At 39.0% G+C, this 22,569-nt stretch carries 28 protein-coding genes; 4 read left to right on the plus strand and 24 right to left on the minus strand.

The annotated features are described in order from the left end of the window. Positions 1-49: 49 nt before the first annotated feature. The 8 genes from ACRPI0_RS07430 to ACRPI0_RS07465 all read right to left on the minus strand — a co-directional run bounded on the left by ACRPI0_RS07430 (position 50) and on the right by ACRPI0_RS07465 (position 5,918). Positions 50-1,546, minus strand: a complete 1,497-nt coding sequence (locus ACRPI0_RS07430) for a S41 family peptidase (protein WP_432355700.1) — start codon at positions 1,544-1,546, stop codon at positions 50-52. A gap of 79 nt (positions 1,547-1,625) precedes the next feature. After that, a complete protein-coding gene (deoD, locus tag ACRPI0_RS07435) occupies positions 1,626-2,330 on the minus strand; it encodes a purine-nucleoside phosphorylase (RefSeq protein WP_432355701.1) in 705 nt (234 codons plus the stop codon). An 81-nt stretch (positions 2,331-2,411) separates the two neighbouring features. Further along, positions 2,412-2,633 carry a YozE family protein gene (locus ACRPI0_RS07440; RefSeq protein ID WP_432355702.1) on the minus strand — a complete coding sequence of 74 codons (222 nt, stop codon included), beginning with the start codon at positions 2,631-2,633 and terminating at the stop codon, positions 2,412-2,414. Between the two features lie 19 nt (positions 2,634-2,652). Continuing rightward, entirely contained in the window at positions 2,653-3,072 is a 420-nt protein-coding gene (gene msrB, locus ACRPI0_RS07445) for a peptide-methionine (R)-S-oxide reductase MsrB (RefSeq protein WP_432355703.1), read from the minus strand. Between the two features lie 2 nt (positions 3,073-3,074). Beyond that, positions 3,075-3,596 carry a peptide-methionine (S)-S-oxide reductase MsrA gene (gene msrA / locus ACRPI0_RS07450; RefSeq protein WP_432355704.1) on the minus strand — a complete coding sequence of 174 codons (522 nt, stop codon included), beginning with the start codon at positions 3,594-3,596 and terminating at the stop codon, positions 3,075-3,077. Positions 3,597-3,612: 16 nt separating this feature from the next. Continuing rightward, positions 3,613-4,191: a YpmS family protein gene (locus ACRPI0_RS07455; RefSeq protein ID WP_432355705.1), complete on the minus strand. Its 579-nt coding sequence runs from the start codon at positions 4,189-4,191 to the stop codon at positions 3,613-3,615. Between the two features lie 11 nt (positions 4,192-4,202). Next, a complete protein-coding gene (locus ACRPI0_RS07460; RefSeq protein WP_432355706.1) occupies positions 4,203-5,021 on the minus strand; it encodes an SGNH/GDSL hydrolase family protein in 819 nt (272 codons plus the stop codon). 57 nt (positions 5,022-5,078) lie between these two features. Further along, the gene (locus ACRPI0_RS07465; protein ID WP_432355707.1) at positions 5,079-5,918 is read right to left on the minus strand and encodes a DegV family protein; all 840 of its coding nucleotides are present in this window, start codon (positions 5,916-5,918) and stop codon (positions 5,079-5,081) included. A gap of 73 nt (positions 5,919-5,991) precedes the next feature. On the opposite strand from ACRPI0_RS07465, the gene trhA reads away from it, so the two are divergent. Beyond that, positions 5,992-6,627 carry a PAQR family membrane homeostasis protein TrhA gene (trhA, locus tag ACRPI0_RS07470; protein ID WP_432355708.1) on the plus strand — a complete coding sequence of 212 codons (636 nt, stop codon included), beginning with the start codon at positions 5,992-5,994 and terminating at the stop codon, positions 6,625-6,627. A gap of 41 nt (positions 6,628-6,668) precedes the next feature. On the opposite strand, the gene ACRPI0_RS07475 is transcribed toward trhA, so the two are convergent. The 5 genes from ACRPI0_RS07475 to ACRPI0_RS07495 form a co-directional block, all read right to left on the minus strand. Then, complete coding sequence (locus ACRPI0_RS07475) at positions 6,669-7,157, minus strand: dihydrofolate reductase (protein ID WP_432355709.1); 489 nt, start codon at positions 7,155-7,157, stop codon at positions 6,669-6,671. A gap of 15 nt (positions 7,158-7,172) precedes the next feature. Then, the gene (locus ACRPI0_RS07480) at positions 7,173-8,129 is read right to left on the minus strand and encodes a thymidylate synthase (RefSeq protein WP_432355710.1); all 957 of its coding nucleotides are present in this window, start codon (positions 8,127-8,129) and stop codon (positions 7,173-7,175) included. Between the two features lie 91 nt (positions 8,130-8,220). Continuing rightward, positions 8,221-8,817 (minus strand): YpjP family protein, encoded by a 597-nt coding sequence (locus ACRPI0_RS07485; protein WP_432355711.1) that lies wholly within the window; start codon positions 8,815-8,817, stop codon positions 8,221-8,223. A 263-nt stretch (positions 8,818-9,080) separates the two neighbouring features. Next, positions 9,081-9,863 (minus strand): class I SAM-dependent methyltransferase, encoded by a 783-nt coding sequence (locus ACRPI0_RS07490; RefSeq protein ID WP_432355712.1) that lies wholly within the window; start codon positions 9,861-9,863, stop codon positions 9,081-9,083. After that, positions 9,860-10,297 (minus strand): BrxA/BrxB family bacilliredoxin, encoded by a 438-nt coding sequence (locus ACRPI0_RS07495; protein ID WP_432355713.1) that lies wholly within the window; start codon positions 10,295-10,297, stop codon positions 9,860-9,862. Before ACRPI0_RS07495 ends, ACRPI0_RS07490 begins: the two co-directional genes overlap by 4 nt. Positions 10,298-10,457: 160 nt before the next feature. Here ACRPI0_RS07495 and ACRPI0_RS07500 point away from each other — a divergent pair, with 160 nt between their 5' ends. After that, complete coding sequence (locus ACRPI0_RS07500) at positions 10,458-11,111, plus strand: hypothetical protein (protein ID WP_432355714.1); 654 nt, start codon at positions 10,458-10,460, stop codon at positions 11,109-11,111. Between the two features lie 91 nt (positions 11,112-11,202). Here ACRPI0_RS07500 and ACRPI0_RS07505 read toward each other — a convergent pair whose 3' ends face one another. Both ACRPI0_RS07505 and ACRPI0_RS07510 read right to left on the minus strand, forming a co-directional pair. Continuing rightward, complete coding sequence (locus ACRPI0_RS07505) at positions 11,203-12,330, minus strand: virulence factor (RefSeq protein ID WP_432355715.1); 1,128 nt, start codon at positions 12,328-12,330, stop codon at positions 11,203-11,205. Between the two features lie 14 nt (positions 12,331-12,344). Next, entirely contained in the window at positions 12,345-14,243 is a 1,899-nt protein-coding gene (locus tag ACRPI0_RS07510) for an ABC-F family ATP-binding cassette domain-containing protein (RefSeq protein WP_432355716.1), read from the minus strand. A 302-nt stretch (positions 14,244-14,545) separates the two neighbouring features. Here ACRPI0_RS07510 and ACRPI0_RS07515 point away from each other — a divergent pair, with 302 nt between their 5' ends. Further along, on the plus strand, positions 14,546-16,039 hold the full coding sequence (locus ACRPI0_RS07515; protein ID WP_432355717.1) for a peptide MFS transporter: 1,494 nt from the start codon (positions 14,546-14,548) through the stop codon (positions 16,037-16,039). A gap of 211 nt (positions 16,040-16,250) precedes the next feature. Here ACRPI0_RS07515 and ACRPI0_RS07520 read toward each other — a convergent pair whose 3' ends face one another. The 5 genes from ACRPI0_RS07520 to ACRPI0_RS07540 form a co-directional block, all read right to left on the minus strand. Next, complete coding sequence (locus ACRPI0_RS07520) at positions 16,251-16,592, minus strand: DUF3139 domain-containing protein (protein ID WP_432355718.1); 342 nt, start codon at positions 16,590-16,592, stop codon at positions 16,251-16,253. A 49-nt stretch (positions 16,593-16,641) separates the two neighbouring features. Beyond that, entirely contained in the window at positions 16,642-17,046 is a 405-nt protein-coding gene (locus tag ACRPI0_RS07525) for an HIT family protein (protein ID WP_432355719.1), read from the minus strand. Between the two features lie 835 nt (positions 17,047-17,881). Further along, the gene (locus tag ACRPI0_RS07530; protein WP_432355720.1) at positions 17,882-18,076 is read right to left on the minus strand and encodes a DUF6440 family protein; all 195 of its coding nucleotides are present in this window, start codon (positions 18,074-18,076) and stop codon (positions 17,882-17,884) included. A 350-nt stretch (positions 18,077-18,426) separates the two neighbouring features. Then, positions 18,427-18,882 (minus strand): GNAT family N-acetyltransferase, encoded by a 456-nt coding sequence (locus tag ACRPI0_RS07535; RefSeq protein WP_432355721.1) that lies wholly within the window; start codon positions 18,880-18,882, stop codon positions 18,427-18,429. A gap of 132 nt (positions 18,883-19,014) precedes the next feature. Further along, the gene (locus tag ACRPI0_RS07540) at positions 19,015-19,449 is read right to left on the minus strand and encodes a hypothetical protein (protein WP_432355722.1); all 435 of its coding nucleotides are present in this window, start codon (positions 19,447-19,449) and stop codon (positions 19,015-19,017) included. A gap of 66 nt (positions 19,450-19,515) precedes the next feature. On the opposite strand from ACRPI0_RS07540, the gene ACRPI0_RS07545 reads away from it, so the two are divergent. Further along, positions 19,516-20,232 carry a hypothetical protein gene (locus ACRPI0_RS07545; RefSeq protein WP_432355723.1) on the plus strand — a complete coding sequence of 239 codons (717 nt, stop codon included), beginning with the start codon at positions 19,516-19,518 and terminating at the stop codon, positions 20,230-20,232. Positions 20,233-20,432: 200 nt separating this feature from the next. Here the strand turns inward: ACRPI0_RS07545 and ACRPI0_RS07550 are convergent, their stop codons facing one another. The 4 genes from ACRPI0_RS07550 to ACRPI0_RS07565 form a co-directional block, all read right to left on the minus strand. Next, on the minus strand, positions 20,433-20,843 hold the full coding sequence (locus tag ACRPI0_RS07550) for a hypothetical protein (protein ID WP_432355724.1): 411 nt from the start codon (positions 20,841-20,843) through the stop codon (positions 20,433-20,435). 141 nt (positions 20,844-20,984) lie between these two features. Beyond that, positions 20,985-21,503 carry a hypothetical protein gene (locus ACRPI0_RS07555; protein ID WP_432355725.1) on the minus strand — a complete coding sequence of 173 codons (519 nt, stop codon included), beginning with the start codon at positions 21,501-21,503 and terminating at the stop codon, positions 20,985-20,987. Between the two features lie 136 nt (positions 21,504-21,639). Further along, on the minus strand, positions 21,640-22,146 hold the full coding sequence (locus ACRPI0_RS07560; protein WP_432355726.1) for a hypothetical protein: 507 nt from the start codon (positions 22,144-22,146) through the stop codon (positions 21,640-21,642). A gap of 100 nt (positions 22,147-22,246) precedes the next feature. Continuing rightward, a complete protein-coding gene (locus ACRPI0_RS07565; RefSeq protein WP_432355727.1) occupies positions 22,247-22,513 on the minus strand; it encodes a DUF4190 domain-containing protein in 267 nt (88 codons plus the stop codon). Positions 22,514-22,569: the final 56 nt, after the last annotated feature.

A 22,569-nucleotide genomic window follows, 5' to 3' on the forward strand; every position in this document is an offset into this window, starting at 1 on the left:
CTTTCTCGTAGAAAAGACGCCCCATCCGGTTGGATTGGGCGTCTTTTGCTCATTTACCGATTTTTTTGAGCACAACTTCTTTAGCTTTCAATAGTTGCGGATCATCTTTTTCGATTTTTTCACGAAGTTTGTTCATTAGACCAATCGTTGTATCTCCTGTTAAAACACCATCTGCTTCAAGTTTTAGATCGGTTTGAAGTTTTTTCACAGCATCTGTCATAGCAGCATCGAAAAGGCCACCAATTTCACCAGGATCATAACCTACAGCTTTCAACATTTCTTTTGCAGCTTCCGTGTTTGTAGAAACCTGTCCCTCTTTCATTTTTTCAGAAGGGTCCAGGAATGGAAGCATTGCATAGGTAGGATAGTCAACTTTCACATCTGGTTCAATTCCTTTTTTATGAATCCAATTGCCGTCAGGTGTTAGCCACTTCGCAGTTGTGATTTTTAAATTGGAACCGTCTTTCATATCCATTGGTGATTGTACTGTACCTTTACCAAATGTTTTAATACCTACAAGTGGGATGTCCGATGATTCTTTCAACGCACCCGCTAAAATTTCCGAAGCTGAAGCACTACCATCATCTATTACAAGAGCCACTGGAACGTCTATTTTCCGTTCTCCTGACGCTGGATAAAGCACAGGCTTCTTCCCTTTTTCTTGCGTTTGTAGGACTGTCTTCCCTTTTTCTACAAAGAGATCAGAAATCTTAAGTGCGCCATCAAGAACGCCACCAGGATTTTGTCGTACGTCTAAGACAAGACCTTTCATTCCTTTAGCTTCCATATCGTCTAATGCAGTCAATAACTCATCATACGTATGTTCAGAGAATGTAGTCATACGAATATGCGCAATGTTACCATCTAGCATTTCTGCATAAACAGTTTCTATTGGAATATCGTCGCGCTTAATCTTCACTTCGAAAGGCTCGCCCTTATCTCCACGTTTAATAGTCAACGTGACAGTCGTACCCTTTTCACCACGGATAAGCAAGACAGCTTCTGAAGAAGACATACCTTGAATACTTTTACCGTCTACTGCTTGAATCAGGTCGTTTGGTAACAACCCTTCTTTTTCAGCTGGTGAGTTTTTAATTGGAGAGACGATTTTAATATAGCTATCTGCTTCTTGGATTTCAGCACCAATTCCTTGGAAGCTTGAAGAGATGTTTTCCATTAGATGTTCAGTTTCTTCCGTATTCAAATAATCGGAATACGGATCATCCAATGAATCGACCATTCCGTTAATTGCACCATCTAACACGACTTTTGTATCAATATCTTCATAATAATTTTTCTTGATTTCATCATATGCGTCATACAACTTCTGGAATTCCTGACGGTCCGTCTTCTGTGGATTCACCACTTCTACGACTTTGTCCTCGCCAAAAGTTAGCGCGAAAAACGTAATTCCTGCAGTCAAAATGACTAGCGTAAAAATCAACATGACGAATGAGAACGGCTTGATCTTAAAATACCGATTATGCGCAGGCTGATGTTCAGGCTCAGGAGAACGGTTCTGCCCTTGTTGTTCGTTTTCATCCATTCGCGATCCCACTTTCTACTTCGTAATGCGTAATATAGTCGAAAAAGGGCCGCAAACTCTCTGGCGGCCCCTTTTGGTATTATTCCTGGATAGCAGCTTCTAATGCAACTTCAATCATTTCATTGAATGTAGTTTGACGTTCTTCAGAAGTTGTTGCTTCACCTGTTAAGATGTGGTCACTTACTGTAAGAACTGAAAGTGCCTGGCAACCGTGCTTCGCAGCAAGTGTATACAATGCAGCTGTTTCCATTTCAACAGCTAACACACCGTAAGAAGCTAGTTTTTCGTGTTCTGCATGCTCGTTGTAGAAGAAATCTTCTGTGAAAACATTTCCCACTTGAAGGTGTAAGCCTTTTTCTTTACCAGCGTTATATGCTTTCAAGAGCAAATCGAAGTTTGCAGTTGGAGCATAGTCCACGTCATTAAAGAATGTGCGGTTAATGGGTGAGTTTGTTGTTGCACTTTGTGCTAGGATAACGTCGCGTACTTTAACGTCTTTTTGAATCGCACCACAAGTACCAACACGGATCAATTTCTTTACACCGAACTCTTGCATAAGCTCAGTTGTATAAATTGAGATCGATGGAACGCCCATCCCAGTCCCTTGAACGGAAATACGCTTTCCTTTGTACGTTCCAGTATAGCCGAACATGTTACGAACTTCGTTGTACTGAACTACGTCTTCAAGGAATGTTTCTGCAATATACTTCGCGCGGAGTGGATCTCCAGGAAGTAAAATCGTATCGGCGACATCGCCCATTTTCGCATTAATATGTATACTCATCTCTACAATGCACCTCTTTTTCATTTTTCTGTTCTAATCATACAATTAACCAGGCGGTTTTGCAATGAAACAACCGCCTGGTTAAAGGAATCGATCTTCGAAATGCCGATACAGTTCGTCAAACAAAACTGAAGGCATAGAAGGATCAGCTTTTTCTTCGATATAACGTGATAGTGTATCAAAAGAACGTTCATACTTCGGGAAACTTAGATCATTAAACATACTATCGGCAAAAAGAGAGTAAGGATCGTGCTTTTCTCCGCCTCTGTATGAACAAACAAATTGGTAAAAAGAGCGATCCATCTGCGGACCCCCTATCTTATTAGAATTGAGCTTTGTATTCGCTCAGACCTTCTTCTTCGAACTTCTCTACAGGAACAAATCGTAATGCAGCAGAGTTAATGCAATATCTCGTTCCTGCTTCGCCTGGCCCGTCTGGAAAGACATGTCCTAAATGCGAATCTGCGGTCTTACTACGCACTTCAGTTCTTCTCATGCCATGAGCTGTATCGAAATGCTCAGTTACTTCTTCTTTTACAATAGGTTTTGTAAAGCTAGGCCATCCACACCCCGCATCATACTTGTCCTTTGAACTGAATAGTGGCTCTCCTGACACGATGTCAACATAGATGCCTTCTTCATAATGGCTATCGAATTCATTGCGGAATGGAGGTTCAGTACCTTTTTCTTGCGTGACATGGTATTGCATTTCAGTTAATTTGTTCTTCAGCTCTTCTTTCATGATCACTCACTCCAATTCTCTGATTTGAATCCTTCACGACCAGACCCGACAGAATAACGATTATAATGCCCTGGATTTTTCTTATAATAGTCTTGATGACCCTCTTCTGCCAAATAAAATGCTTTCGCAGGTAAAATATCAGTAGCAATGGGTTTAGTAAATTTAGAGGATTGTTCAAGATCTAGCTTTGATTGTTCAGCCAGTTCCTGTTGTTCAGGTGAATGATAATAAATAGCTGTTCGATAAGATTCTCCGCGGTCGAAAAATTGTCCGCCACCATCTGTCGGATCGATTTGACGCCAAAATACAGATAACAATTCTTGATAAGAAATAATTTCGTCATCAAATTCAATTTGAACCGCTTCTCGGTGACCTGTCGTTTCCGAACAGACCATTTGATAGGTCGGATTTGGTACATCTCCACCCGTGTAACCGGATACTACAGAGTGAACTCCTTCATACTTATCGAAAGGTTTTACCATGCACCAAAAACATCCGCCCGCAAATGTAGCAAGTTGCTTCATATTTGTAAACCACTCCTTATTTTTTGAGGATGGATACTTCAAGTACAATTTCATCTTTTTCTAGATTGAATGTTTTTGCTTTCACAGTGACATTTTTTGCAACCGGAACTTTAGAAAGATCGATAAAGAGCTCTTCTTCTTTCGGACGAACTATCATCCATGAAGGCAACTTCACTGAATCCCGTAATACTTTCAATACACTTGAAGGCGGGATGTTTAATTGGCCTAATTCCATAGAAGATTGTTTTAAGATTAAGTTTCCGTCTTCGCGGACAATCGGATCGAAATGCATGACCACTGGAACTGTGAAAGAGAATACCGTAAGCTCTGAATACAAAATCACATCCTCTTTTACTTTCATCTGAACAGGAATCTTTTCGCCTTTCATAGCTTCCCGAATATACGTATTTGCAATACCTTCAAAATCTTTTTTAGCAATCCGGACGGTGAGGATGTTGGCATCGCCCTCTTGGATCACTTCAGTAGGCGGTAATGGTTGGGAGTTTCCCGTGGAACCTAAAAGGAAGAGGACTCCTGCAAATCCTGCTGCTACCATTCCTGAAAGAGTGAAAAAAGCAATTTTCCATCGATTCATGTTATCATCTCCTACATTTCCAGTTCCCTTTGGAATAGTTCTTGCAAACCCCAATTTTCCAGGTATTTTACATAACGTTCTTCCATTAATGTATATCCTCGAGAATTAGGATGGAAGAAGTCTGTATGATAGACAATATTTGTATTTTCTTCAAACAAATCTGCAACAGGAACAAAACAACTGTTGCCGTCCAACTCAATCCTTGCTTCAATCGATTCGTTCCAGTCGTCAATGATGGCGTCAAATTCTTTCACTTCGTCTGTGATTAGAAGCATTGGGTTGTATAGACCGGACATAATGATTGGTGCATCAGGATTGAGAGCACGAATCGTCCCGAAAATTTCATCTAATCGCTGTTCGTATCCTTTCAGTTCTTGGTAGAAAGGTTTAGTCTTTAACTTGAACAAATTAGCTTTCAGGACTTTCATAATGTCATTTCCACCAATTGTCATGAAAATCACATCAGCATCCTTAATAGATGCTTGAATATCCTTATCTTGTAGCTGCTTGGCAAGTTGATCACTTCGACGACCCCGTTTTGCCAAGTTTTCTGTTTCTACAAAAGAAACACCTTCCCATTCAGTCAGGTCTGAAGCTACTCGTTCGAAATAACCACCTTTATTGAGTTCATCACCCACACCCTGGGTTATTGAATCCCCTAACCCTACAACATGTATAGACTTCGGCACAAAGCTCGTTGGGATATCCCAGCTGGTAAACTCAATGGTCCGTCGTTCAGTGAAGGGTTCGGCGCTATTTCTAAACATTTGATCACACCCCGTCAATAGCAATGAGAAGGCTAGAAAAACAATCCAGGCTCTTCTTCTCATTCTTTCATTTTCCCCATTTCATTTATTTTAGTCCTGCTCATTCATATTTTTTGTTTCTCATTCGGTATAGTACATGAATCCAATTGCTCCTGCACCAGTGTGGGTGCTAACTACTGGAGAGGTGAATGAAAACCGAACATCTGTAAAGCCACTTTCTTCAATTAAACGTTTTAATGGTTCTGCCATCGCCAAACCATGTGCATGAGAAATGCCTACGCCTTTGACTATCTTCCCTGCTGTATCTTCTTTAAACGAGGCAAAGAGTTGCGCAGCCACTTGCTTATGGCTTCTGGCTTTACCAACTGGTGTATACACTCCGTCTTGAAGCGATGCAATCGGCTTAATGTTAAGCAATGACCCAATAATCGCTTTACCTTTACCGATGCGTCCACCTTTAACTAGGTTATCCAATTTATCGACAACTACGAAGAGCATTGTCTTTTTACGTACGTCGTTCAGATGGTCCACTATTTCTACCATGGATTCGCCTTTTTCGGCCATCTTTGCGGCTTCAATTACTTGGAACGTTAACGCATGAGAAATATATCGAGAATCGACTACTGTCACAGCTGTGTCCGTCATTTTCGAAGCTGCTTCTGCAGATTTAACAGTTCCACTCATACCACCAGTCATGTGAATGGAAAGTACTTCACTTCCATCTTTACCAAGCTCGTCATATAGTTCTGTAAAAATCCCTGACGAGGGCTGCGAGCTCTTAGGCAATTCAGCTGCGGCCGCCATTTTATCCAAAAATTCTTCAGGCCCGAGTGTGATGCGATCCTCAAAAACATCACCATCAATATGGATTGTTAAAGGGACAATATGTATTCCATAAGTACGAATTTCTTCTTCAGTTAGGTCGACGGTTGAATCTGTCACAATTTTAATTTTGCTCATTTCATTCTCTCCTCTGTCAGTGGAAACTACGTTTCTATTTTAGTATAATGTACGTAAAGGAGGCTTTTCGCCCATGGAAAGCGCGTTTGACTATAAAACCCGTAAAGAAGAACGGTGGAATGCCATTACACATGGCATCGGTGTACTGTTAAGTATCCCTGCGCTGGTTTTCCTCATTTTAAAAGGAATGGAACAGCACAATACACTTGCGCTTGTCAGTTACATCATTTTTGGGGTTTCGATGATTTTACTCTATTCGATGAGTACACTTCTTCATAGCTTACCCGAAAAGTTCAAAAAGCTGTTCTCGATATTCGATCATTCATCGATCTACTTTTTGATTGCTGGTACCTATACCCCTTTTGTTTTAATCGCAATCGGGGGAACATTCGGATGGACACTCTTCGGAATTGTTTGGGGATTGGCGATTTTCGGCACGGTTTTCAAAGTATTCTTCATCCACAGGTTTGAAGTCGTTTCTCTTATTTTATATATCGTAATGGGATGGCTTATTGTTATTGCCATAAAACCATTATACGCGACACTCACAGGAACAGGTATTGCATTGCTCGTAATCGGTGGTGTGTTATATACAGTTGGTGCTTTAGTGTATGCATGGCGCAGTCTACCATACAACCACGCAATATGGCATTTGTTTGTTTTGGCCGGTAGCGCTTCCATGTACTTCAGTGTATTACTATTTGTTTAAAGACTTGCAGGCAGCCACAGCGTGGCTGCCTTTTTATTTTGTTAGGCTGCAGTTTCCCGTTCATAAATGTGATAGGCATAAGCAAGTCCATCATCTGTATGATGGTCTTTTGTTTCAGAGATAAGTTTCCACCCAACGCTATACTGGGGGAAGAATGTATCACCGACGTATGTGCGACGGATGATCGTCGTATAGAGCCTGTCGGCATAGGGTATCGCCATCTCAAATATCTGTGCGCCACCTATAACCATAACTTCCTCTGCATAGCTTTCAGCGCGCGCTAGAGCTTCTTCAAACGTATGGACAATGACCACACCTTCAGCTTGATAGGTTTCATCTCTGGTCAGAATGATATTGAGGCGTCCGGGTAACGGTCTACCGATCGATTCGAACGTTTTCCTTCCCATGATGATTCCTTTCCCCATCGTCTTTTCTTTAAAATACTTCAATTCCTCAGGTATGTGCCAAGGCATCTTGTTGTCTACTCCAATGACACGATTTTCGTCGTGTGCGGCTAATAGTGATATCAATCGTATCCCTCCTTTTTAAACAGCGATTGGTGCTTTTATTTTAGGATGTGGATCATAATTATTCAGTACGATATCTGAAGTGGTCAATTCGAAAATCGACTTACCCTCCATGTTTACACTTATAGTAGGTAGCTCACGTGGCTCCCTTGACAATTGCTCTTTGACTTGTGTTATATGGTTCGAGTATATATGGGCATCCCCTAGTGTGTGGATGAATTCCCCGGGAATCAGGCCAGTCTCGAGTGCAATTAGATGAATCAATAACGCGTAGGAGGCGATATTGAACGGAACACCGATGAAAACATCTGCACTCCGCTGATAGAGTTGGCAAGATAATTTTCCATCCGCTACGTAGAATTGGAAGAGTGCATGACATGGTGGCAACGCCATATCTTCCATTTCAGTTGGATTCCACGCGGTGACAATGTGTCTTCTTGAATCTGGATTCGTTTTCAATCCTTCAATCAGCTGTGCAATCTGGTCAATCGGCTGATGTCCTGCTTCAGTAGAACCCGTCCCAAAGCTCCGCCACTGTTTTCCGTAAACTGGCCCAAGATCGCCATAAGTTTCTGCAAATGATGACTCTGCTATAATTCGTTTTTTAAAGTTCATCATTTCCACTTGATAGCTTGCACGGAATTCTTCATCAACAGGAGCACGTCTTCCGAAGTCCGTCATATCAGGTCCAGTATACTCTTCACTGTTTACCCATTTTTCAAATGCCCATTCGTCCCAAATTGGATTGTTTTCTTCGACTAATGTACGAACGTTGGTGTCTCCTTTTAAGAACCAAAGCAGTTCAGATACAATGAGGCGGAACGCCGTCTTTTTAGTAGTCATCAAAGGGAATCCTTTTTGAAGGTCGTAGCGCATCTGATAACCGAATACACTCAATGTGCCGGTTCCTGTGCGATCCCCTTTTTGAATTCCTGTGTCTAGTACGTGCTGGCAAAGATCTAAATATTGTTTCATGGTACAGCCCTCCAGTTATCCTATAGTATAACAAGCAGCACCTCGCTACCGCAAATTAAAAAAGTCAAACAAAAAACCACCGTGTCAGCTGTTAGGACAGCCACTTCGGTGGTGTATTTTTGGACCAATAGACATCACCGAGTGCGTAATGTGTCTGATAGTCGTCTTCCGCTAGATGGTAATGGAAATTGAAGAAGTATCCGTCTTGCGGACGCTTTTCAGTACGGACGTGGAAAAGCAGCAGGTTTTTATCCGCCTCTACATCCTTGATATTGAAAATCTTTTCAGCAGTACCGCCAGAAGGATGCTCGGAGATTGCTAACTTCCGGTTCATCTGCACATGCTCGCCAATTTTTTCCCGTATCACTTTCTCGATTTGAGGGAAAATCACTTCATCGAATTCGTTTTCGATAATCGGACCGATTTTTGTGCCGAACTTTGTGAAAGCGAGCGTATGAGCCCCTGTTACCAAATCTTCTTCCGTTAGGCGATCGTCATCCGCTTCGAGTCGATCGAAATAAGGAGAGTCGAAATGGACAGCATATTGTGACGTATGCTGAGGATGATCTGTTTCTTTTACATCTTCCTTATCATGAAGGGTGGACCAAATCTCATGAGAAGGAGAAATGACACCAAATGTGACAAATGCGACTGAAATGATCATCAGTTGCTGCAACCATTTTTTCATATCTCATCACCTACATCTATGTATTTTAGAATTACCGCTTTCAGAACAGTACGAAAAATAACCGAAAAGGTTCCCTCTTTTCTAATTTCATTGTACAATAAACTTTAGAGCACGTGTATGTTTTTTTAAGGAGGTTTCTCAGATGGATGTTCAATTAATCGCCGGAATCGGCATGCTGGTATTCGTCCTATATTTAAGCTCACTCAATTTCACGCATTAATTCACAAAACGCCAATCGGTTTCGCGAGAAACCGATTGGCGTTTTATTTTTGTATGAATCCGAAATGGAACTTTGTATTGGGTCGGATTATTCTAGTGAATCCAAATTGTTCAAACACAGAATCGCTAAAATGTGCTTTTACGACAACTCGATTTGTAGCAACCCGTTTTGCTTCCTCCACCCATTCTATAGTTAGTCCACCACTAACACCCGCAGTTCGTAACGGTGCAAAGCTTGTAGATTCCTTTATAACTTGAGTGAACATCGGATCTACATATACGACGTCAAATGAATTGTCCGGCAATGTTGATAAGAAGCTAGCAGCAGAATTCTGAACGACTGAGATTCCCCGCATAGATTCCTTTAATTCATCGAATTTCGGTTCAAACTGTTGTAATCCCTTTGCGGTTATGAATGCTACATCACGATCCACTTCGACCCCTTGGACGTGACCAGTAGCGCCGACAGCATAAGATGCGACGATGCTATCTGTCGCTAAGCCGAGCGTACAATCTAAAAACGAATCTCCTTGGGCCAACTGACACACCTCTATGAGTGGATCTGACTCACCTTTCATTAATCGCTTTAAGCGAAACGCAGATGTATCAGGATGAAAGAAGAACGGCTCCACCGCACCATAGCGATACAATTCATATCGTTGCTTCCCTGCTACTAAGACATCACACGCATAACTATCCATTAATTGTTTCACCGATCGTTTTTTGCGTGGAATCCAGTCATACCCTAGGGCTATCTGAGCACTACGTGCAAGACTCTCGGTAACGCAATCAGGTCTACCGGCAGTTGTAATGATGACCTTGTTCACGAAGCTGTGACTTGGTTCAATGCACCAGTTAAATGGTCTCTCACTTGTTCCATTTCAAAGCCTTCAATTTGTTCTCGTGGAATAAAATAAGCGAGCTCTCCATCTTTTACAATCGCAATGGAAGGAGAACTTGGTGGCACTTCCGGGAAATAATTACGCATTTTTGCCGTTGCCTCTTTTTCTTGTCCAGCAAATACTGTAAACAGATCATCCGGTTGTTTGTCTACTTGACTGAGAGCTTCGCGTACAGCGGGTCTCGCTAAACCAGCAGCACATCCACAAATAGAATTGATGACGACAACAGCTGTTCCTTTATGTGTTTCCATTGCAGTAGTCACGTCTTCTTCCGTAAGCAACTCTTTAAAACCGGTTGCGACCAATTCGTTTCGCATCGGCTGTACGACACCTTGCATGTATTCTTCATAAGCATTCATTAAAATGAGCCCCTCTCGTAATCCTCTGGATAAAGTTCTTCTATCACTCGTTCTTATTCTACATGGAAACCACATGAATGAAAACGAACGGCTTTTGAAACCAGAGTCGAGTCATCCTGTGATACACTACATAAAGACTTTACACGCAAGGAGAATTAGTATGGATAGTAAAAACAGACAACTTATAACGTATTATTATGAGCGATTCGCTCTACGGAATTTCGATGAGAAGGATGTACTCGGATTTTTAACGTTAGCAGGGAACGATGCACAGGTTGAAGTGCTTTTTTCATTAAGAGAACTTGTAATTACGCGTGATACAGAATCTCCATCCGTCAAACCGTATTTCAATCGAGCGCACAGCATCATCAGTCGCATTGGTTCAGGTGGACCTAAAGAAAAAATTGAGTTGCTTTATTCTTTTAGAGAATTCCGTAATGGAGTCAACCAGTACTTCACAGTTAACGGACTCGAGAAATTATCAATTGGGGCAATTAGCGATTTGTTACTCTGCTTCATCTCCCTTCTTCAAGGGATTCCGATTCATACAGGGAAAAATCGTCGAGTCGTTGGTACTCTCTGCTTCGGTGCATCAGAGAAGGAACTGCTTTTGATGGGGACGATCAAAACTACCGTCCGTGGACGTACGGTTCCTGTTACATTCCCGATACTCGCAGTGAAAAACGAATATGAAAAGATACAAAAACAAGATGAGGCAGACAGCCCCTATCTTTTTGAAACAACGGTTGCTGAGATTGTTTCAAACGGAAACAAAATGTATGTAACATTCCCTGAAATCCCAAAGAATGCATAAGAAAAGCGGACTCTCTGAACGTTCAGAGAGTCCGCTTTTTATGTGTATTAGTCGGCTAATAAACTGAACCACTTTCACAAGGGATTTGACTTCACTTTGGAGTGCTTCTCATTTCAGTCATCTGCTTCCAAATGGAGCCTTTTGCATCTTCACCATCTTCAATACGTTCAATTGCCATTTTGATTTGTAGCTTGACTTCGAATTCCGAATCGTCAGCTGCTTCCTGCAATGCTGGCAATGACTTTTCAGTACCTGTTTCATATAAGAACATCGCTGCACGCCAACGGACTAGTTTGTTTTTATCAGCAAGCAGTTCACTTGCTGCTTGTTCAAATTCCGGGAACCCTAAATCGCTCATACAATCCCCAGCTGTCCGTCGAACAGCCCAGCTTTTATCCTTCAATGCTTTTTCGACATAAGGTACTACATCAAGTGATTCAATCATACCCAGGTAGACAGCAGCTAACCTGCGGATCGACATTTTTTCATCCGATAATGCACGATCTAACAACGGTAAGTCATTCGTTGTTGGATCAGCCATTTGGTCTAGTAGTCTAAAACGTGTTTCCCATTCGTCTGTTTCAAATTCTGTAAGCGACACAGGATGTCGTTCGACACTACTTTCAGAGTTGCCTTGAAGTGAGTTTTGGACGACTGCATCCAAGCGCTCTTGTGGATATGCCGCTTCCACTTCGTTCACTACTACCTCGCCGATCTCTTCTTTACTTCCATAACGGATTCCATAATCTGCCCATTTGCGAAGCAGGATATAGTTTTCAACCTCAGCACTGTGCACTTGTTCCATCGCGCTAACAAAACGAGCACTTAAAGCAAATCGTTGCTCACTTTCACTATCGAACACTTTTACTTGCAGAGGGATGTCTTTATATGTCTGAACATGAACGTATACTTCGCCGAAATGATCCGCCACTTCCTGGGCCTCTTCTGGCTTTTCAGAGGTTTCGGCATTAAAGGCATTGCGTACTTCAGCTAAAATCGTCTCCCATTGGACATTTCCGCTACGTTCTACTGCCATGAAATTCATGACGTGATAAATGCCCTTTATTCCTTGAATCGATAATAATTGTCCAATAAGTTCAGGTGCAGTTGACGCATCCTCTTTTTTATAATTATAAGATTCCAACATTGGGAGCTCTATATCGAGCACGATCTTCATAGAGTTTGGGCTCGGTGTTGGTTCTATCGATACAATATTCAACTAGAATACCTCCTTTATACTTCCATCAGTTCTTCTAATATGGTCCATCGTTCAATTAAATGCTCATAAGTTGCATTCAGTTCGGCTAATTTTTTTGTAAGCTCGCCTAACTTGTCGAAATCCGAGCCACAAGTACTCATTTCTGTTTCAGTTGCAGTTATTGCAGTTTCAGCATTTTCGATATCCTGTTCAATCGTTTCCCATTCTTGTTTTTCTTTATAAGATGGTTTTCTCTTGTTCGGGATTTCTTTTGCTGGTTCAACTGTTACTTCTTCAGTTTTAATTGGCTCTGCTACCGGTTTAGTAGTTTCTTTAAATCGAGCCATTTCTAAATAGTCCGTATAGGTCATAAATACGGTCTCAATCGATCCTTGGCCATCCAATACCCATAGCTTGGTAGAAGTACGGTCTAAGAAGAACCTATCGTGTGATATCGTCAAAACCACACCAGGGAATGAATCGATAAACGTTTCTAGAACAGAAAGAGTTTCTAGGTCTAAGTCATTGGTAGGCTCGTCCAGTAGTAAGACGTTTGGTTGTTCCATTAATAATTTTAATAAGTAGAGACGCTTACGTTCTCCGCCAGACAATTTACCGATTGGTGTGCCATGTGCGGATGTAGGAAATAGGAAGCGTTCGAGCATTTGGGAAGCTGAAATACGATTCCCTTCTCCGTCTTCAATATCATTAGAAGTATCACGAATGTATTCAATGATTCGCTGATTCTCTTTCATTTCTGGAAGATGCTGTTTAAAATAAGCGATTTCCACAGTGGTACCACGTTCTATAACTCCTTCATCAGGCTCCAATACGCCGTCAAACAAGTTCATTAACGTTGTTTTGCCCGCACCATTCGGACCTACAATCGCAATTCGATCTCCAGACTGAAGTAATGCCGAAAACTTATCAATAACATTTCTGTCATTAAATGATTTGGAAACTTCTTTTGCTTCTAGCACTTTCTTCCCTAAACGAGAAGTTTTAAGCCCAGCATCCATTTCTTCTTTTGACGTGCCACTCTTCACTTGCTGTTCGAGATCTTCAAATCTTCCGATACGCGCTTTTTGTTTGGTCGAGCGAGCCTTCGCTCCACGTCGAATCCATTTCAGTTCAGAGCGATAGCGGTTTTTCAGCTTATCTTCAGTTGCTGCATTCATTTCTTCTCTAAGTGCTTTCGATTCAATATAATCTCCGTAATTTCCTTTGTGGGCATATAAGCGTTTGTCAGCAAGCTCATAAATAGAAGTCGCAAGTGCATCTAAGAAGTAGCGATCGTGTGTAACAAATAGTACGGCACCTGATAAGTTCTTAATATAATCTTGTAACCACGTGATCGATGCGACGTCGAGATGGTTCGTCGGCTCATCGAGCAATAACAAATCAGCGGGTTCAATTAACGTTTTAGCGAGCATTACTCGTTTACGTTGTCCACCTGATAGTTCAGCAATTTTCTTCTCAAACGTTTCTATTCCTAGCTTTGAAAGGATCATTCTCGCTTGCGTATTGACGTCCCATGCGTTCTGTTCATCCATTTGAATTTGATAAGTCGAAAAACGGGATTGGTTCTCTTCTGAATCCGGATTTTCAGTTAGTGCTTGCAGAGCATGCTCATAATTCAAATTTAAACGAATGATGGGAGCGTCACTTTGAAACACTGCTTCCATTACAGTCAATGCTGGATCGATTACTGGATCCTGCGACAGATACGCAATGCGATAGTTGTTCGGATGATCTTTGGAGATTGTATCCGCATCTTCAATTCCTGCAATAATTGAAAGTAGCGTAGACTTACCTGTTCCATTTATGCCAAGCAAGCCAGTTTTTTCTCCCGACGTGATGGTGAAATCGATTTCACGAAATAATGTTTTCTCGCCAACCGTTTTTGTGAGATTTTCAATAATCATTTGACTCATGCCAACACTTCCATTCTATATCCTGCTAATTTCATAATACCTTATCTCAATCACTTTTTATAGGGATACCCTTGTTTCACGCGTGTTACAACTAGTTAGTTTTCGGGTCCACAGAGGTAATGCGTTAATTCTGCGGACATTATTATGTAAAAATAACTTTGAACGGCAATTCAAGCTATTCAAATTAACGAAAGAGTCATTAAAGTCGCCATAATAAGACTTATTTTATTTTAGAATAAATTATTTTCAGACACCCCTAATAAGTGGTACTATATTCTTCATAGTTAAAAGGAGGATTTATCATGTCACAGCTGTCAAAACAGGAGATTGTAAAAAGTGTCCCACAAAAAGGCTTCTTCGGTCATCCGAAAGGACTGTTCTCGCTATTCTTCACTGAATTCTGGGAGCGTTTTTCTTACTATGGAATGCGAGCACTTCTCGTCTACTATATGTATTACGAAGTGTCAAAAGGCGGTTTAGGACTTAGTGAAGGAACGGCGCTTGCTATTGTTTCTTTATATGGATCGCTCGTTTACATGTCAGGTATAATTGGTGGTTGGTTAGCCGATCGGGTATTTGGTACGTCACGTTCTGTCTTCTTCGGCGGAATATTCATAATGCTCGGGCATATCGTACTTGCCTTACCAGGTAATCTTAGTATGTTCTTCATCTCCATGGCGTTAATCGTTATTGGTACAGGATTATTGAAACCGAACGTCTCTAGTATGGTTGGTGATATTTACGCTGAAGGTGATAATCGTCAAGACGCTGGATTCAGTATCTTTTATATGGGTATCAACCTCGGTAGCTTCATCGCACCGTTAACAGTCGGAACAATTGGTATGAAGTACAACTTCCACTTAGGTTTCGGATTAGCTGCAGTTGGTATGTTCTTCGGATTGTTATTGTTCGTCTTTACGAAAAAGAAAAATCTTGGTCTCGCAGGGACATATGTGGCAAACCCATTATCTCCTGAAGAGAAATCCAAAACGATCAAAATTGTCGGAATTGCTGTTATAATATTAGCAATTTTAATTGCAATCGCGATTCCAACAGGCTATTTAACACTAAACTCATTCACAGCTTTAATCGGTATATTAGGATTTGCAATACCAGCAGCTTATTTCTTCATGATGTATAGGAGTCCTAAAACAACATCAGATGAAAAATCTCGCGTACTTGCATACATTCCTCTATTTTTGACAGCTGTTATGTTTTGGTCAATTGCAGAACAAGGCTCAACTATCCTTGCATTATATGCAGATAAACGGACGAATTTGGACTTCTTCGGAATTCACTTGTCTCCAGCTTGGTTCCAGTCATTGAATCCATTATTCATAATCCTATTTGCACCTGTATTTGCATGGTTATGGGTTAAACTTGGAGATCGTCAACCATCGATTCCCCATAAGTTCTCCCTTGGATTGCTATTTGCCGGAATTTCGTTCATCGTTATTCTACTTCCGGGCGTATTAAGTGGAACAGATGCTTTAGTTAGCCCAATCTGGCTTGTGCTAAGTATCTTCACACTAGTACTTGGTGAGTTATGTATTTCACCAGTCGGCTTGTCTGCTACGACAAAACTGGCTCCCTCAGCATTTACTGCACAGACAATGAGTCTTTGGTTCTTGTCAAACGCAGCAGCACAAGCATTGAACGCACAACTCGTTAAATTATACTCTGCTGACACTGAGATGCTCTATTTCGGTATCATCGGTGGTGTTGCAATCGTTTTAGCGATTGTTGTGTTCTTCATCTCACCAATCATTTCTCGTTATATGAAAGGTGTTCATTAATTTCCAAAGAAAAAGCAGCTTCCTTTATGGGAAGCTGCTTTTTCATTTACACATATATAAACAAACAAAAATGATTACTACTGCGAGCGCAACTTTCCAAAGGGTTTGCTTTAAGTTACTTTTTATTTGTATCCCCTTTGGATTTATGTCGTAATAATTCCGATTTTCTATCGTTTAAGTCTATATTTTATAATGCAGGAGTGGAGAGCATTTACTTTTTTCCTTCGTATGGATTGTAATGTTTTAATTTATCTGCTGAAGGAAGAGTGGAATCTATTTCATGATATTCATACTGCCCCATCGTTTCTGTATCGTGAGCAAAATAAATATATACGATATCGGGTTCATCTGAAAAGATTACATTAACCCAATAATTCGGCAGTCCTGCAAGATGCCATTCACCTTCAATTGACTGAATATCTTCACTCTTATATGACATTTCTTCAGTCAAAAAAGTTTCGATTTTACGTTCGTACAATCGTTTGTTGTTTTGAATAATATAAAACGGTACAAGTAGTAAAAGTAGCAACCCGATTATTAGGAGTTTTTTCATTAAATCTCCCCCAATACGAAATTGAACGTTAGTTTAATGATTGATTTCGTTATAAAATTCTTCTTTGATTATCTTCACTCCTAAACATATATCTTATACCTTTACCTACTAGTGGTTCGTCTTCATATCGTGGTAATACATGAAAATGAGAATGAAAGATATGCTGACCACCCACTTCACCACAATTCCATCCAAGGTTATACCCCTGAGGTTGATACTTTTCATCTAAATATCTTTTTACTTCTTGAAGAAGTGCATGGGTAGCATTCCATTCCTCAAGAGTTAAGTCAAACGCTGTTTTCCTATGTTCCTTAGGTACTATTATGCCTGCACCTTCAAGTTGAATACCATCTTGCTTAGCTTGATCTAACTGTAAAAACATACAAAATTCATTACTCATAACCACGTTTTGTGTTGGATCTAACTCTGGATAGCAAAATAAACAATCTTTCACTTTTTATCTCCCCAGACTACTATTTTTCATAATTTCCTAATTCATAAACTAACCTTAATTGCATCCTTCCCTTACGTATTAAACGCTCCAAGGTTGGTGAAATGACTTTTTTCTAGAATCCAATAGTAAAAGCAAGAACCATGAAAATCGCAACCGCTACGGATCGGGTTATCCAGCCATTTATTGTCCAATCACCTTTATAAGGGTCTATCCTTCTCCAAATTATAAAAGCAATTGCTGAACAAGAAACAAACTACACCCAATTCGCCCAGAAGTTATCAAAGTATTGAAATGCCAAAAGGTTTATCAATCCGTATACAACCAGCCCATAGAATGTGTTGATTATCAAACTCACAAAAAAAGGTTTCCCCTTACCTGTCGATTCTTGCCCTAACTCCATTTCGAAAACCCCGAGTAACTGTTATAAAGCCATGTTTATAATTTGATCGTTAAAATCTGGCCCGTTTGATGGCAATCCTGATTCATTAATTGCACCTTATCACTGTAAAATGAGTTTGGTCAAAGTACAAAACTACTCCTTTGACTGTTTTAATCTCCAAGCAAGTGAAATGATGAAAGCTGATATTCCAGCCAAAACCAGGGCATGAAACAGTAAAAAGAAAATAAATTCTCCATAATCTTCAATTTCAAAAAAGGGATTTTTAGATATATAAGCTCAGTAATAATACAGATTAAAATGATTGGTGTAAATAGAATAAAAAGCCTTTACCAAAAGTATTTTTTGTAATTATTATCTGTGTTCTGATACAACTTACGAAATTTGCAAAATGGCCAGTTTCAGATACAACACGTTGCCATTAGCGCCACAAATTCCTTACGTAGTTTCAGATTCCAAATACTCTGTATCTACTAAAGGCTTCCCGTCCTGATCAACCATAACAGTCAGTCCTAGACCATAACCCGCTGCGTGCGACATATATAAAACACCAGTCTGATTATCACGAATAATTTGGAACTGTACCATTTTTCCTTGCTTCTCAATAATTTCAAAACGTTTGTTATCCATCATTTCACTCTCCCTTTATTAAAATCGCACAATCCTTAAGCAACTATGGACCTGATTGCTTAAAAAAAACGTTCTTCACATCATTTTTTATTTTCCTTATAATCACGCGGTTTCCATACCCATTCAAAAAAATACATACGGGAAATGCGATTATGGAAATTCCAATATTGTCTTTCCATCGGATTTCATTTCCAAATAACCATTGATAAATAATGAGTAAAACAAAAAGCATCAAAATATATGATATACCTTTTTTAATGAAGACTTCCCCCTTATTCAGTAACAGCACCCGAGTGGTGAAGTTTCTCGAATTTTCATTACTCAAATGTAACCCATTCAAGATAAAACTATTTTCATTCCCTTAGAAGCTTTACATATTCTCCATAATTATCCTTACCAATAAATAGTACGTCAGTGAACCCCTTCTTTTCATAGAGATGCCGCGCATTTACATTATCCGTATCAACACCAAGTGCGATTTCCCCATATCCAAGCTGTTCGGCATGGTCAATCAGATAATCAAGGATAATACTTCCTATTCCTCGATTGCGATATTCTTTTTTAACTATCATACGAGATAGATAAATCCGTTTATCGGGAATAGTATAATCTGGATCAGTGTTTTCAAAAACTAACGAACCTTCGCCTATAAAGTCGTTATTTTCTAAATAAATAAAGGTGATTCTATTTCCACTTACTAGTTCGCTATAAAAATTATTCGCCATTTTAGATTGCTTTTCCATATCCCAAATATTACTGCATTTATTGAATTCTTCAGGATTTAATCTTTTTATTTCATATGAAGTCATAACCTACCCCCTCACTTTGCTAAATCATTTTGATTCCTCAATTTGCCCGATTGCGATATAGACGAAATCGCTTATAAAGCAATCGCCCCCGATTGTTGGGAGAGGATTGCACTAAGCACTTCCCCCCAACCATTAATGCTGAATGTCTTCTAACACCCGAGGATTATCTCCTTTGTTTGAATACATGGCGAAATACTCTTTATCTTCCTCGATAAGGTTCCAAACCATCTTTTCTTTTATCATTATTTTAAATGTTTCTTCTTTTTTTGGATTGTTCGGGTTATGTACCTTAATCCAATATTCTTTGTTGTTGTTTGACTGACCTTTTTCAATAACCATTAACGACGAGGCAGTTGATCCACCCCCACAAGAGGCGAGTAATAATGTGAAAAGGATGATGATTAGCCCGAGAGCCTTTTTCATAACTTTTCCTCCAGTTACTAAATAATGTTTACAACAATTTGGCCCGTTTGCGATATAGACGAAATCGCTTATAACGCAAACGCCCCCTTTGCTTGAAAATCGCCAAAAAATTAGCTGTAAATAACAACCATCTACAAAGCCCATAATTTACACTATAATATTAAATGCAATACCTTATCAAATAAATAGACAAGTTGGGGGCCGTATTTATTGAAAGCGTTAAAGTCAATTTTATTAGGCTTATTCGGTATAATTGCTGTGCTTATTTTATTCCTAGCTATTATGGCATTCATATCATTTATTCAAGAAAAATTATTTGTTCCTGATAGTTCTCTTTTGTGGATTTTTAAATCTCCCGCATCAAAGTTTATTTTTATATATGAGTTTTGCCTAATGTTTGCCCTTTTCCTTCTTCTTAATAAAGATTCAAGAAAATGGTTTTCTGGATTTTTTAAAAAACATCGTAAAATATTATTTCCCATTTTCTTCATAGTTAACATTATGTTGTTTTATGCTATTGTCACGGATGTGGCGGTTATAACTAAAAATAAAATTTCCAATCATTCTTTCCTAGTACCTCAAGGGAAGCAATACAACTTCAACGATATTACAAAGATTACCACAGGTATTTATGGGAAAAGCCATTTCTTAGGCCCCTCGAAAGGTGACTTCTATTACATCATCGAATTAAGTGGTGGTACAAAAATTGATTTGGGAGATAACGGAGTAAGCCCAATTAGTTTCGATGAAGATGATAATAATAATGATGAAGCAGACTTCCGGTTTATTCTTGCAAAACTCGACCGCCAATGGGTTGACATGGGGATTCAAAAAAAATCCAGTATGTCCAATTTCAAATATACCTTTGCTTCTTTAAACAGAACTTATTCAGATAAAATTCGCAGTATTTTAGAGAATAACAAATAACTGTACATTTTCCACAAATAGAATTTACAACTAGAAAAACCGGGCAAAGCCGCCTGGTTTTTCTTATTTTCGTTTAGTCAAATATTTTTATAGAAAGTAAGGTTGATACTCATCTTCTTTTCAATTAAATGGCCCGATTACTGAAAAGGGTAGATTCTTTATCCTAGAATCGCCCCCGATTATAGATATAGGTAAATTGGTTAACCCTCCACAAGCCCGTAGTATTTAAATAATTTCCCCTCTGATTCTACGAGTAAAATCAGCCCTCCAACTTCTCCCGATTCTTTAGCCGAATAGATTTTTGCACCAACAGGCAATTTATTCGACATATCATCTTCAAAGTTTGTATCTGTATCATTTCTTGTTTTTATTTCTCCTACCTGCTCGTCTTTTATTAAAGTAAGTTCTTCAATCCAATCAATTCCAGCTTGATAAATCACACCATCGAATTGAAATATATCAGACTCAGGGTCTGATGTTAAAATCTCTTTTGCGTCAGGGATTATAGTTGTATGAGTTTCTGTTGTACTTGTAATTGATGAATTAGAACATCCAACAGCAGTTAATAAAATAAAAATAGACAAACTTAAAAATAATATTCGTTTTCTCATCTAATCCCTCCTTTTATCGTTAGACGGATAAAGGTTAAATAAGTTACCTACATATTCTACAAAATCTGGCCCTATTACTGAAAAGGGTGCAATCCTTGTGAAAGAATCGCACCCTTTGCTTGAAAAAGAATTCAACATTTTTTATAAGGACTCTACTTTTTTTACTACACCTTCATATTTAAGCAAAATTTGAAAGTTACGTTCTTTATTTAACTTTTCAAGTTCTTCCTTGGAGTAATCTCTATACATTTTTTTGAAGACAAGGGTATATACGTAACCATCACGCGTGTCTGTTAAATCCAAGGGTTGTATTGGTCCCAATGATTCTTTCAATAAAGAAGACTCAGTTACAACTTCAAAGTTAAAAGATATTCTTTCCTCATTTGTGAGTTCTTTTTCAGAAAACAACGATACCTCATACCTTACTCCTCTAAGAGCCGTACCTGAAGCATCATCATTCAAGTTAGCAAAATCACTATTAGTTTCACTTATCTTAAATGGATCAATATAGGTATCGTTTTCACTAACAATTTCATGATTATTTTCCACTTCTTCAGTTTTTATTGATTGCTTAGTATCTTTAACCGCTATTTGATTGGTACATCCTGATAAAAATACTAGTCCGAGTAGAGTAAATAAACTAATATAAATTACTTTCATAATTCTCCCCCTCAGTTCAATATTTTACATATATTAGCTTATTCATCACAAACGCAAAAAAACTTCTTATTGAACTAAATGGCCCGATTGCTAGGAGACATGTATTACGTTATCGCACCCCGATTGCTGCTTTAGCTTAAATTCGTTTAACTATCAATATTCGATAAGTATTTTTAATAACAAAATAAATCAGCGTCCCAAATATGAGTAAAAAGGGACCCATTACAAGCTGTGTCATATTTCCTGAAGGCGCATCAAATATCCAAGCCAAAATAGCGTTTGCTGAACAAATAGATATTAAAAATGTTAGTTGTATGACAATATAACTTTTTAATAGTGGTTTATACTTCCCAGTAAATGCTAAAGAGGTACCGATAATTGCTAAAATAATAAATATAGCCTCAAAAGTTGAACTGTAATTAGACAAATTTTCAAGTTCGTAATACTCAAGTTTAGTTATCTCAGATTTACCTAATAACGGCTCACTGATTTTAGATTTATAAATTTCAATTGCTACATAGATCACATTTGAAATGGCCATCAATACAATAATAAGTCGAAACATTCTACTACGTTTAAAAATATTCTTTTCGATGTTATTTTGTTCCATTTCATCACCACTCAATTCCTCAACTTTTTTCACTCTGTTCTCTTGGTAATTGGCCCGATTGAGGCACAGTCCTTATGCAACTAATGCACCCGTTTGAATCACATTTCACGAGATTGTATCTAAGTTGATTGACTTAACCAACAGTAATTAAAAAATTGAAAGCTATAAGACCCAACACACCAAATAATTGAATAACTATCCCTACAACACTACAAATTAAACCTGAAGTCGCTAAACCTTTACCATTTTCATTTGTTTTAACAATTTCCTTTGTAGCACTTCTTGAGAATACAAGTCCGAAAACACCAAGTACTAAACCAATCAGTGGTAACACGATTGAAAGGATACCAAGAGTTAGCGAAATAATAGATTTACTATTTGTCTCACTTTTTCCATTCATTTTTCCCCCTCCTAACTTTGCAAAATGGCCCTTTTGTTGAAAGAGAGAAGATTCCT

Origin of the sequence: Sporosarcina sp. A2 (assembly GCF_050858885.1) — a bacterium.
Classification (GTDB): domain Bacteria; phylum Bacillota; class Bacilli; order Bacillales_A; family Planococcaceae; genus Sporosarcina.

Excerpts from the sequence above, each read along its gene's own strand:
- ACRPI0_RS07535 (WP_432355721.1), bottom strand. The coding sequence starts at position 18,882 with ATGACTTCATATGAAATAAAAAGATTAAATCCTGAAGAATTCAATAAA.
- ACRPI0_RS07555 (WP_432355725.1), bottom strand. The coding sequence starts at position 21,503 with ATGAAAGTAATTTATATTAGTTTATTTACTCTACTCGGACTAGTATTT.
- ACRPI0_RS07460 (WP_432355706.1), bottom strand. The coding sequence starts at position 5,021 with ATGAGAAGAAGAGCCTGGATTGTTTTTCTAGCCTTCTCATTGCTATTG.
- ACRPI0_RS07480 (WP_432355710.1), bottom strand. The coding sequence starts at position 8,129 with ATGAAACAATATTTAGATCTTTGCCAGCACGTACTAGACACAGGAATT.
- ACRPI0_RS07510 (WP_432355716.1), bottom strand. The coding sequence starts at position 14,243 with ATGAGTCAAATGATTATTGAAAATCTCACAAAAACGGTTGGCGAGAAA.
- ACRPI0_RS07465 (WP_432355707.1), bottom strand. The coding sequence starts at position 5,918 with ATGAGCAAAATTAAAATTGTGACAGATTCAACCGTCGACCTAACTGAA.
- ACRPI0_RS07550 (WP_432355724.1), bottom strand. The coding sequence starts at position 20,843 with ATGAGAAAACGAATATTATTTTTAAGTTTGTCTATTTTTATTTTATTA.
- ACRPI0_RS07565 (WP_432355727.1), bottom strand. The coding sequence starts at position 22,513 with ATGAATGGAAAAAGTGAGACAAATAGTAAATCTATTATTTCGCTAACT.
- deoD (WP_432355701.1), bottom strand. The coding sequence starts at position 2,330 with ATGAGTATACATATTAATGCGAAAATGGGCGATGTCGCCGATACGATT.
- ACRPI0_RS07530 (WP_432355720.1), bottom strand. The coding sequence starts at position 18,076 with ATGATGGATAACAAACGTTTTGAAATTATTGAGAAGCAAGGAAAAATG.
- msrA (WP_432355704.1), bottom strand. The coding sequence starts at position 3,596 with ATGAAGCAACTTGCTACATTTGCGGGCGGATGTTTTTGGTGCATGGTA.
- ACRPI0_RS07515 (WP_432355717.1), top strand. The coding sequence starts at position 14,546 with ATGTCACAGCTGTCAAAACAGGAGATTGTAAAAAGTGTCCCACAAAAA.
- ACRPI0_RS07495 (WP_432355713.1), bottom strand. The coding sequence starts at position 10,297 with ATGAATGCTTATGAAGAATACATGCAAGGTGTCGTACAGCCGATGCGA.
- ACRPI0_RS07500 (WP_432355714.1), top strand. The coding sequence starts at position 10,458 with ATGGATAGTAAAAACAGACAACTTATAACGTATTATTATGAGCGATTC.
- ACRPI0_RS07485 (WP_432355711.1), bottom strand. The coding sequence starts at position 8,817 with ATGAAAAAATGGTTGCAGCAACTGATGATCATTTCAGTCGCATTTGTC.
- ACRPI0_RS07455 (WP_432355705.1), bottom strand. The coding sequence starts at position 4,191 with ATGAATCGATGGAAAATTGCTTTTTTCACTCTTTCAGGAATGGTAGCA.
- ACRPI0_RS07440 (WP_432355702.1), bottom strand. The coding sequence starts at position 2,633 with ATGGATCGCTCTTTTTACCAATTTGTTTGTTCATACAGAGGCGGAGAA.
- ACRPI0_RS07540 (WP_432355722.1), bottom strand. The coding sequence starts at position 19,449 with ATGGGCTTTGTAGATGGTTGTTATTTACAGCTAATTTTTTGGCGATTT.
- trhA (WP_432355708.1), top strand. The coding sequence starts at position 5,992 with ATGGAAAGCGCGTTTGACTATAAAACCCGTAAAGAAGAACGGTGGAAT.
- msrB (WP_432355703.1), bottom strand. The coding sequence starts at position 3,072 with ATGAAAGAAGAGCTGAAGAACAAATTAACTGAAATGCAATACCATGTC.
- ACRPI0_RS07520 (WP_432355718.1), bottom strand. The coding sequence starts at position 16,592 with ATGAAAAAACTCCTAATAATCGGGTTGCTACTTTTACTACTTGTACCG.
- ACRPI0_RS07430 (WP_432355700.1), bottom strand. The coding sequence starts at position 1,546 with ATGGATGAAAACGAACAACAAGGGCAGAACCGTTCTCCTGAGCCTGAA.